A 7,282-nucleotide genomic window follows, 5' to 3' on the forward strand; every position below is an offset into this window, starting at 1 on the left:
CCATTCTTGGTGTGGCTAATAAATAACCAAATGTAAACTTTTGATATTATCAATGTGTTGACAGTCTAAAGCTTGTCGGTAGACTATCCAAGCATAAATACAATCTCTATTGATAGAGATGTAACATCAAATAATAAAAAGGATCGACACGTGGAAGTTCGTCATGACTGGACAGTTGCTGAAGTAAGAGCACTGCTTGAAAAACCGTTTATGAATTTAATGTTTGAAGCTCAAGTGGTTCATAGACAGTACCAAGAGCACAACCACGTGCAGGTGAGTACACTGTTATCGATTAAGACAGGTGCTTGTCCTGAAGATTGTAAGTACTGCCCTCAGAGTGCTCACTACCGAACGGATGTCGACAAAGAACGCTTAATGGAAGTCGAGCGTGTTTTGGATGCGGCGCAAAAAGCCAAGAATGCGGGTTCGACTCGTTTCTGTATGGGCGCGGCGTGGAAAAACCCGAAAGAACGCGATATGCCTCACCTAACTGACATGATCAAAGGTGTGAAAGGCATGGGCCTAGAAACATGTATGACACTAGGCATGTTAACGCCTGACCAAGCAGGTGAGCTAGCGGACGCAGGTTTGGATTACTACAACCATAACCTTGATACGTCTCCGGAGTTCTACGGCAGTATTATCACCACTCGTACTTACCAAGACCGTTTAGATACGCTATCTCATGTGCGTGATGCCGGTATGAAGATCTGTTCTGGTGGTATTATTGGTATGGGCGAAAGTACTAATGACCGTGCAGGCCTGCTTGTAGAGCTTGCGAACCTTCCTGTTCACCCAGAAAGTGTACCAATCAACATGCTCGTAAAAGTCAAAGGCACACCGATGGAAAACGTCGATGATGTTGAGTCTTTCGACTTCGTCAAACTGATAGCGATTGCTCGTATCATGATGCCAATGTCTGCGGTTCGTTTATCAGCAGGCCGTGAGAACATGAACGAACAGATGCAGGCGATGTGTTTCATGGCGGGTGCGAATTCTATCTTCTACGGCTGTAAGCTACTGACTACGCCAAACCCAGATGAAGACACGGACATGCAGCTGTTTAAGAAGTTAGGTATCAACAGCCAACAGGTGGCTCAGAAGCCAGACGAAATTCAAGAAAATGAACTGTTAGATCAAGTGGTGGAGCGCGTTGCTGCTCGTCCAACGAAAGATGACATGTTCTACGATGCCACTGTTTAAATCTCGCATCAAAAGTGCCCTTGCTCATCGCCGTGAGCAAGGGTTAACTCGTCAACTTAAGGTACTCGAAAACAGCAATAGCCCTTTGCTTAATAGTGAAGGTTCTCGCTTTATTAACTTTTCGAGTAATGATTACCTAGGCTTGGCAAACGATCCTGAACTGGTCGATGCATGGCAAACCGGACTTTCCAAATATGGTGCTGGAAGTGCAGCATCGCCATTGGTCACAGGTTTTAGTCCTGCTCATCGAAATTTAGAGGCTCAGTTGTGTGAATGGCTTGGCTTTGAACGTGCCATTCTATTTAGTTCTGGTTTCAGTGCTAATCAGGCTTTGTTGTTTTCTCTGCTCGATAAAGACGACTCTCTGTTGCAAGACAAACTTAACCACGCCTCATTGATGGAAGCGGGGATGCTTTCACCTGCAACCATGAAACGCTTTAAGCACAACGACACGCAACATTTAGAGTCGCTATTGAGTAAAACTCCACAATCTTTGGTCGTGACTGAAGGTGTGTTCAGCATGGATGGCGATCAAGCGCCTCTCAGCCGGATATCTAACCTAACTCATCAATACGACAGTTGGTTGGTGGTTGATGATGCCCACGGTATCGGCGTATTAGGTGATAAAGGGGCAGGGAGCTGCAGTGCGGCACAAATCTCCCCCGATATTTTGGTGGTGACCTTTGGTAAAGCATTTGGCCTTTCTGGTGCTGCGATTCTTTGTTCGTCAGAAGTGGGTGATTACTTAACTCAGTTTGCTCGGCATCATGTGTATTCGACGGCGATGCCACCTTCACAAGCGGTGGCTTTATCTCATGCGTGTCAGATGATTCAGACGCAAGAGTGGCGTCGTGAGAAGTTGACAGAACTTGGCGCCCTTTATGCTGAGCAGATGAGTGGCGTGAAAGGCTTTATTGATACTCAGACGCCGATCAAGCCATTTTTAATCGGCGAAGCCCAAGCTGCACTATCTATTGCTGAAGAGTTAAAGCGCAATCAAGTTTGGGTAACGGCAATAAGGCCACCAACGGTGCCTATTGGGACTGCTCGTTTGCGTATTACCTTAACGGCGAACCATAGTCAGGAACAGATTCTTCAGTTAACTGACTGGTTGCTTCAAGCAATAGAGCGAAGCAACGACTCTGGAAGCAAACCAAGCATAGAATCAAGCTTTGAATTAAAGAAAGAGGCTCAGTAAATGTCACAAGAAGCAGTAGTGCATAATTACGCAAGCCAAGATAAGAGTGCGATTGCTGAAGCCTTCGGCAAAGCAGCTGCAACCTATGACAAACACGCTGAGTTTCAGCGCGATGTAGGCCACCGACTATTGGATAAGCTACCGAGTGACCTCTCTGGGTTAAAGGTGCTCGATCTAGGTTGTGGTACAGGGTATTTCTCTGAACAGTTAGTTAAGCGAGGTGCTGCAGTGGTATGTGCTGACCTTTCCAATGGAATGTTGGACGAAGCAAAACAGCGCTGTGGTGCATCGGTCTCTTTATATCGACAAGCTGATGCCGAGCTATTGCCATTCGAAGATGGGGCTTTTGATATTGTTTTCTCTAGCCTTGCGTTGCAATGGTGTGACGACTTGTCGTCGCCTTTGAGAGAGATGAAGCGTGTTACAGCGGTTGGTGGACGTGTTATTTTCTCAACTTTGCTTGATGGATCACTGTTTGAACTGAAAAAGTCGTGGTCCAAAATTGACGCACATCAACACGTTAACCATTTTATTACAATCAATCAGGTAAAAATTGCGTTAGCGCAATCTAGCTGTACGGCTCATCAACTAGACTTGCCCACCATCACCGTTTGGTACGACACTGCGTTTGAACTGATGCGCGACCTTAAAGGTATCGGCGCTAATCACGTAAGTGGTCGCTCACAAGGTTTAACAAGTCGCCGCATGTTGCAGCTTGTTGAACGGGAATATCGAGAGTTTAAAAACCATCAAGGTTTCTTGCCAGCAACATATCAAGTTTGTTTAGGGGTTATTCAATTATGATTGATGCATTATTCATTGCAGGTACGGATACCGAAGTGGGAAAAACTGTGGTTTCAAAAGCGATTCTTCAAGCTTTGGCCGCACAAGATTTATCAACAATTGGTTATAAGCCAGTTGCAGCAGGGTGTGAACAATACCCTGAAGGGTTACGTAACAGTGATGCATTGCACCTTCAAGAAGCTGCGACGCAAGATATCGCCTACGAAGACGTTAATCCGTATGCGCTGTTGCTACCATCATCACCACACATTGCAGCAAAGCATGATGGTGTGGTGATTGATGAAACCGTATTATCAGCTAAGTTGGCAGAGCATAAGCAAAACTCTGACATCGTGTTAGTTGAAGGTGCTGGTGGTTGGCGTGTACCGGTTTCTGATGAAGAATATTTGTCTAGCTGGGTCAAAAAAGAGCAGCTGCCAGTGGTATTGACGGTCGGCATTAAGCTTGGCTGTTTGAGTCATGCACTGCTAACTGCAGAAGTGATTCGTGCTGATGGACTGAACCTAGTAGGTTGGGTTGCAAACCGCATTAACCCAGGTACTGAACATTACGCCGAAATTATAGCGATGCTTGAAGATAAGATAGGTGCACCGAAGTTAGGTGAAATTCCGTATGTGCCAAGAGCAAAGTCTAAGAACATTGGTAAGTACATTGATGTGCAGCCTTTGCTTGCGCTTTAATTCTCACCTTGTGTACTAAATAAGAAAAGGGCTGCGATTGCAGCCCTTTTGCTATGTTAAGCCGTTTGGCCATGAGTTTATAAACAACTGGCCTTTGAACAATTCGCTATGGGTTAGTGTTCTTTTGTAAGTCCCATTAGTGCTTGTTGTGTCTCTGTGATTTTTGTCTGTGCCGCTTGTGGTGTTAGGATCCCAATCTGCTTTTTTGCTTCTTCTTCAGTAATCCCTAGGTGACAGCACAGTAAATCGATAGCCATTTGAGTGTTAGTACCTTCAACCATGATTCTTCCCTTTTTGTACATGGACTAGCCAATAAATCATCTGAAGCCACTGTAAACGGATTGTTATACCGACACCATACGACTTAGGTCTAATAGACTGGAGGTGATTCGAATATGGTCTCGTAATCAAATGTTGCAATTTAATGCTTAACCTTGTTTTCTTAATCTAAGACTATATGTATAAGTAAGTATAAGTCTTCAAGGTTGGAATAAATTGCTGTCTGCCTTGTCTATAATAATAAGTTTTATAAAAACAGCTTTCATGCGGAGATAAGTAATGAAGCGAGTAATGTTGTTCCTTGCAACCAACCTAGCGGTTGTATTGGTACTAAGTGTTGTTCTTAATATTGTATACGCAGTTACAGGTATGCAACCTGGTAGCCTATCAGGCTTATTGGTGATGGCTGCAGTATTTGGCTTTGGTGGCTCATTCATTTCATTGATGATGTCAAAGAAAATGGCGCTACGATCGGTAGGCGGTATGGTCATTGAAAGTCCACGTAACGAAACCGAACATTGGTTGATGGAGACAGTAAGCCGTCAGTCTCAACAAGTTGGTATTGGTATGCCAACGGTGGCGATTTACGATTCGCCAGACATCAACGCGTTTGCGACGGGCGCTAAGCGTAATGATTCATTAGTAGCAGTCTCTACGGGTCTGCTACACAACATGACGCGTGATGAAGCTGAAGCAGTGTTAGCGCATGAAGTGAGTCACATCGCGAACGGTGATATGGTGACCATGACGCTAATGCAGGGCGTGGTGAACACGTTCGTTATCTTCCTATCTCGTTTCATCGCCAACATTGTTGCGTCGAATGACAACGAAGAAGAGGGTGGCAGCAACATGATGGTGTACTTTGGTGTGTCTATGGTGTTGGAATTAGTATTTGGTTTCTTAGCAAGCTTCATTACGATGTGGTACAGCCGTCATCGTGAATTCCATGCCGATGCAGGTGCTGCGCACTTAGTAGGTAAAGAGAAGATGATAGCAGCGCTAGAGCGTCTTAAGGTGAGCCATGAGCCACAGCTAGAAGGTTCTATGATGGCATTTGGTATCAACGGCAAGAAATCGCTTACTGAGCTTCTGATGAGCCACCCACCACTAGACAAGCGTATTGCGTCTCTACGTAACATGTAATCGCTACGTAATTCTCGTCGCTAGTCGACAAGAGACCTTTTAAAGGCTTCCTTCGGGAGGCCTTTTTTGATCTTGGTGTTCAAGACAGTAAGTATCCGAGGGATATGTGTCTGGTGATAGAGGGTTACTAGTGATGAAGCGTTGCGATATTTATTGGTTGATATCGCACGGACTGACATGTGTAGGGTAATTAGGAGGGGGGCTATGTTCTTTTGATTACAGCTCTTGCTCAGTGCACTTTCTTCCGCTCAACAAAAAGGCTTCCACATGGGAAGCCTTAGTCTATTCTGTGATTCGAAATTCGAATCTTACAGCTTGTCAGTTAGCTCGATAGCTTGACCGATGTAGTTCGCTGGTGTCATCTCTTTCAGACGAACTTTCTCGTCTGCAGGGATTTCAAGGCCGTCGATGAATGCACGCATGCCTTCGCCATCTACACGTTTACCACGAGTTAGCTCTTTTAGCTTCTCGTATGGTTTCTCGATGCCGTAACGGCGCATTACTGTTTGTACTGGTTCTGCTAGTACTTCCCAGTTCTTGTCTAGTTCAGCAAGTAGCGCTTCACGGTTAACTTCTAGCTTGCTAATACCTTTCAGAGTCGAAGTGTATGCAATGATAGCGTAGCCAACACCAACACCTAGGTTACGAAGAACCGTAGAGTCAGTAAGGTCACGCTGCCAGCGAGAAACTGGAAGTTTTTGTGCAAGGTGGCTGAATACTGCGTTTGCTAGACCAAGGTTGCCTTCAGAGTTTTCGAAGTCAATTGGGTTAACTTTATGCGGCATTGTAGAAGAACCGATTTCGCCAGCAATAGTCTTCTGCTTGAAGTGACCAAGAGCGATGTAGCCCCAAACGTCACGGTCGAAGTCTAGAAGGATAGTGTTGAAACGAGCAACAGCATCGAATAGCTCAGCGATGTAATCGTGAGGTTCGATTTGAGTTGTGTACGGGTTCCAAGTTACGCCAAGAGATTCAGTGATGAACTCTTCGCTGAACTGGTGCCATTCAACTTCTGGGTATGCAGAAAGGTGTGCGTTGTAGTTACCTACAGCACCGTTGATTTTCGCTAGGATCTCAACGTTTTCGATTTGCTTGTATTGACGTTCCATACGGTACGCAACGTTAGCCATCTCTTTACCCATAGTAGAAGGAGAAGCAGGCTGACCGTGCGTACGAGACAGTAATGGAATGTCACGGTACTCGTTCGCAAGCGCTTTGATAGCATCAATTACGTTACGGATTTCTGGAAGAATCACTGTGTCACGAGCTTCTTTAAGCATAAGCGCGTGAGATGTGTTGTTGATGTCTTCAGAAGTACATGCAAAGTGAATAAATTCGTTTACAGCGTGAAGTTCAGGAACGCCAGCAACTTTCTCTTTCAAGAAGTACTCAACCGCTTTAACGTCGTGGTTAGTCGTGCGCTCGATCTCTTTGATACGTAGAGCATCTTCTTCACTGAAGTTAGCAGCTAGTTCATCAAGAAACTGGTTAGCTTCTGCACTAAACGCTGGTACTTCTTTGATTGCATCTGTAGCTGCAAGCTTTTGTAACCAACGAACTTCAACGATAGAGCGGTACTTTAGTAGGCCAAACTCACTAAAGATGCTGCGTAATGCAACAGTCTTGCTTCCGTAACGGCCGTCTACTGGTGAAACAGCAGTCAATGCTGACAGTTCCATGGTGTTCTCCTGAATTGAGTTTTCTAAATTTTGAGAGGTTTATACCAGTAACAATCTCAATTGTCACGCATATTGCGCAATCGTTTGCGTGAGAGTTGTGTTGGTACAAAAAACAAGCTCGCGACGAGGCGCGAGCTAATAAATTACATGCGAGCTAGCAGGATTTGAGCCTGCTCGATCATCTTTTTGCGACCGAAGATAAGGTGGCGACGTTTACCGCCAACTTGACGCCATAACACAGCGCTTCGAATTCCTGATAGCAGCAGGGCACGAACCTTATGCTGGCTCGACGTCTG

The 7,282-nt window shown here is 45.2% G+C and carries 8 protein-coding genes; 5 read left to right on the plus strand and 3 right to left on the minus strand.

Features of this window, described 5'->3' with window-relative positions; all coding sequences use genetic code 11:
- The first annotated feature begins 150 nt into the window (after nt 1-150).
- The 4 genes from bioB to bioD are packed head-to-tail and all read left to right on the plus strand — an operon-like array spanning nt 151 to nt 3,885.
- Nucleotides 151-1,203, plus strand: a complete 1,053-nt coding sequence (gene bioB, locus AB4232_RS18080; protein WP_372087679.1) for a biotin synthase BioB — start codon at nt 151-153, stop codon at nt 1,201-1,203.
- Nucleotides 1,190-2,401: an 8-amino-7-oxononanoate synthase gene (gene bioF / locus AB4232_RS18085; RefSeq protein WP_372087682.1), complete on the plus strand. Its 1,212-nt coding sequence runs from the start codon at nt 1,190-1,192 to the stop codon at nt 2,399-2,401. The genes bioB and bioF overlap by 14 nt, the downstream gene beginning before the upstream one ends.
- A complete protein-coding gene (gene bioC / locus AB4232_RS18090; RefSeq protein WP_372087680.1) occupies nt 2,402-3,205 on the plus strand; it encodes a malonyl-ACP O-methyltransferase BioC in 804 nt (267 codons plus the stop codon).
- A complete protein-coding gene (gene bioD, locus AB4232_RS18095) occupies nt 3,202-3,885 on the plus strand; it encodes a dethiobiotin synthase (protein ID WP_372087681.1) in 684 nt (227 codons plus the stop codon). The genes bioC and bioD overlap by 4 nt, the downstream gene beginning before the upstream one ends.
- Before the next feature lie 113 nt (nt 3,886-3,998).
- On the opposite strand, the gene AB4232_RS18100 is transcribed toward bioD, so the two are convergent.
- On the minus strand, nt 3,999-4,166 hold the full coding sequence (locus tag AB4232_RS18100; protein ID WP_009848816.1) for a hypothetical protein: 168 nt from the start codon (nt 4,164-4,166) through the stop codon (nt 3,999-4,001).
- 277 nt (nt 4,167-4,443) lie between these two features.
- On the opposite strand from AB4232_RS18100, the gene htpX reads away from it, so the two are divergent.
- Nucleotides 4,444-5,307: a protease HtpX gene (gene htpX, locus AB4232_RS18105; protein WP_017098153.1), complete on the plus strand. Its 864-nt coding sequence runs from the start codon at nt 4,444-4,446 to the stop codon at nt 5,305-5,307.
- A gap of 308 nt (nt 5,308-5,615) precedes the next feature.
- Here htpX and purB read toward each other — a convergent pair whose 3' ends face one another.
- Nucleotides 5,616-6,986 (minus strand): adenylosuccinate lyase, encoded by a 1,371-nt coding sequence (gene purB / locus AB4232_RS18110; RefSeq protein ID WP_009848814.1) that lies wholly within the window; start codon nt 6,984-6,986, stop codon nt 5,616-5,618.
- A gap of 143 nt (nt 6,987-7,129) precedes the next feature.
- Nucleotides 7,130-7,282: DUF489 family protein (locus AB4232_RS18115; RefSeq protein WP_372087683.1), on the minus strand; the 153-nt coding region annotated here is incomplete at its 5' end.

It is taken from the genome of Vibrio sp. 10N.286.46.A8 (genome assembly GCF_041470165.1).
Classification (GTDB): Bacteria; Pseudomonadota; Gammaproteobacteria; order Enterobacterales; family Vibrionaceae; genus Vibrio; species Vibrio tasmaniensis_A.

Excerpts from the sequence above, each read along its gene's own strand:
- purB (WP_009848814.1), bottom strand. The coding sequence starts at position 6,986 with ATGGAACTGTCAGCATTGACTGCTGTTTCACCAGTAGACGGCCGTTAC.
- htpX (WP_017098153.1), top strand. The coding sequence starts at position 4,444 with ATGAAGCGAGTAATGTTGTTCCTTGCAACCAACCTAGCGGTTGTATTG.
- bioD (WP_372087681.1), top strand. The coding sequence starts at position 3,202 with ATGATTGATGCATTATTCATTGCAGGTACGGATACCGAAGTGGGAAAA.
- bioF (WP_372087682.1), top strand. The coding sequence starts at position 1,190 with ATGCCACTGTTTAAATCTCGCATCAAAAGTGCCCTTGCTCATCGCCGT.
- AB4232_RS18100 (WP_009848816.1), bottom strand. The coding sequence starts at position 4,166 with ATGGTTGAAGGTACTAACACTCAAATGGCTATCGATTTACTGTGCTGT.
- bioC (WP_372087680.1), top strand. The coding sequence starts at position 2,402 with ATGTCACAAGAAGCAGTAGTGCATAATTACGCAAGCCAAGATAAGAGT.